Below are 2,175 nucleotides of genomic sequence, written 5' to 3' on the forward strand. Positions count from 1 at the left end.
CGGCTTTCGATGGCCAGGCGGATGGTGTTCACCACCACCAGCACCACGGCGGCGGCCAGAGCCAGGGTGAGGGCCGAAATCAGCCGTTCGCCCAGCTCGATCAGGGCGTGCAGACGGCGCACCCACTCCACATCCAGCTGAACCAGATCCACCCCGTCGGCCTCCGCCAGGCGGTTTTCCAGGGCGCGCAGGGTAACCGGGTCGGTCTCATCCGGGTATACCACGATCAGTGGTGGCAGCGGGTTGTCCGGCAGGGCTTCCAGCACCTCGCCGAAGCCGGACAGGGCCTTGAATTCTGCCAGCGCCTGTTCCCGGGTGATGACCTCGGTGCGGGTAATGTTGTCGAGGCCCTGCCACTCACTGGCCAGCTGCCGCTGGCGCTGCTCGCTGATGTTCATGTCCAGAAATACGGACAGGTGGGCATTGCCGTCCCAGCCGCGGGTAATGGCACGGGCATTGTCCAGCAGCACCGCCAGACCGGCGGGCAAGGCCAGGGCAATGGCGATCACCAGGATGGTCATAGCACTGCTGGCCCTGGCTGCGTTGAGCCGCTGCAGCGCATCCCGGAAAGAGTCTTGATGGTGCTGACGCCAGCTGCGGAAACGGTCCTGCAGGGAGGTGCGGGCACTGTGCGCCCCGGCCACCCGGCGCACTCGCTCCGGCTTCTGGCGACTGGCCTTGATCGGGGTGGCGTTTCTTGGCCCCTTGTTAGCTGCCATGGTGGCCCCCTTCGTCGCCGTCGTGGATCAGGCGCCCCTCACGCAGGGTCAGCAGGCGGTGGTTATAGCGGGCGATCAGGCTCAGATCGTGGGTGGCGATCAGCACGGCCACGCCCACCCGGGCGAAGTCCTTGAACAGATCCATGATCTCCTCAGAGAGGGCCGGGTCCAGGTTACCGGTGGGTTCGTCCGCCAGCAGCAGCGGCGGCTTGTTGACCACTGCCCGGGCAATGCCCACCCGCTGTTGTTCGCCGCCGGAGAGCATGATGGGGTTGAGCTTTTCCTTATCCAGCAGACCCACCTTGTCCAGGGCGGCGCGTACCCGCTTGCCGATATCGCTGCGGGCGTAGCCGGCGATGATCAGGGGCAGGGCCACGTTGTCGAATACGGTGCGGTCGAACAGCAACTGGTGGTTCTGGTGGACCATGCCGATCTTGCGTCGCAGCAGAGGGATCTGCCGATTGCCGAAGCCATTGAGATTCTGGTTATCAAGGAGTACCTGCCCCTGGGTGGGGCGCTCCAGCATCATGATCAGCTTCAACAGGGTGGATTTGCCCGCCCCGGAGTGACCGGTCAAAAACGTCAGCTGCCCGGCAGGGAGCGAGAAGCTCACCTTGCTGAGTGCGTCTTTGCCGTTCGGGTAGCGTTTGCTGACCCGGTCAAACTGAATCATGAGAGTCCTTCGGACAGTTGCAAGTTACAAGTTGAAAGTTTCAAGGCGCGGGGAAGGCTTCTGTAACTGCTACGCCATGCCCGCGCTCCTGACTGCATTGCGGCGTGGAGCCGGAAGCCATCGGTTTGGCACGCGCTTGTTTCGCGTTGCAACTTTCAACTTGAAACTTGCAACTCATTACCCCGCCACGTCTTCAAACAACGCCTGCACAAACTCTTCCGCATGGAAGGGGCGCAGGTCTTCCAGTCGTTCCCCGACACCGATAAAACGAATCGGCAAGCCAGTGCGTTTGGCCAAGGCAAACAGGATACCGCCTTTGGCGGTGCCGTCGAGCTTGGTCAGTGCCAACCCGGTCACGCCGGCGGCATCGCGGAACTGTTCCGCCTGCTGGATGGCATTCTGGCCGGTGCCGGCGTCCAGTACCAGCAGCACTTCGTGGGGCGCATCCGGGATCAGCTTCTTCATCACCCGGGTGACCTTGGTCAGCTCTTCCATCAGGTTGCCGCGGGTGTGCAGACGGCCGGCGGTGTCGGCGATCAACACGTCGGCGCCGCGGGACTGGGCGGCCTGGACCGCGTCATAGACTACCGAAGCGGAATCCGCGCCGGTGTGCTGGGCCACCACCGGGATGTCGTTACGCTCGCCCCACACCTGCAACTGCTCCACCGCGGCGGCGCGGAAGGTGTCGCCGGCGGCCAGCATCACGTTCTTGCCTTCCGCCTTGAAGCGACAGGCCAGCTTGCCGATGGTGGTGGTCTTGCCGACCCCGTTCACGCCCACCAT

General features: G+C 63.9%; 3 protein-coding genes. All 3 read right to left on the reverse strand.

What is annotated here, in order from left to right; genetic code table 11:
• Positions 1-719 (reverse strand): permease-like cell division protein FtsX (locus HUJ17_RS00085; protein WP_290508808.1); only part of this gene is annotated, 719 nt, incomplete at its 3' end.
• Complete coding sequence (gene ftsE, locus HUJ17_RS00090; RefSeq protein ID WP_290508809.1) at positions 709-1,392, reverse strand: cell division ATP-binding protein FtsE; 684 nt, start codon at positions 1,390-1,392, stop codon at positions 709-711. The genes ftsE and HUJ17_RS00085, both read right to left, overlap by 11 nt.
• A 177-nt stretch (positions 1,393-1,569) precedes the next feature.
• Positions 1,570-2,175: signal recognition particle-docking protein FtsY (ftsY, locus tag HUJ17_RS00095; RefSeq protein ID WP_290508810.1), on the reverse strand; the 606-nt coding region annotated here is incomplete at its 5' end.

The sequence above is a fragment of the Alcanivorax sp. genome, from assembly GCF_014762765.1.
In the GTDB taxonomy this organism is placed as follows: Bacteria; Pseudomonadota; Gammaproteobacteria; order Pseudomonadales; family Alcanivoracaceae; genus Alcanivorax.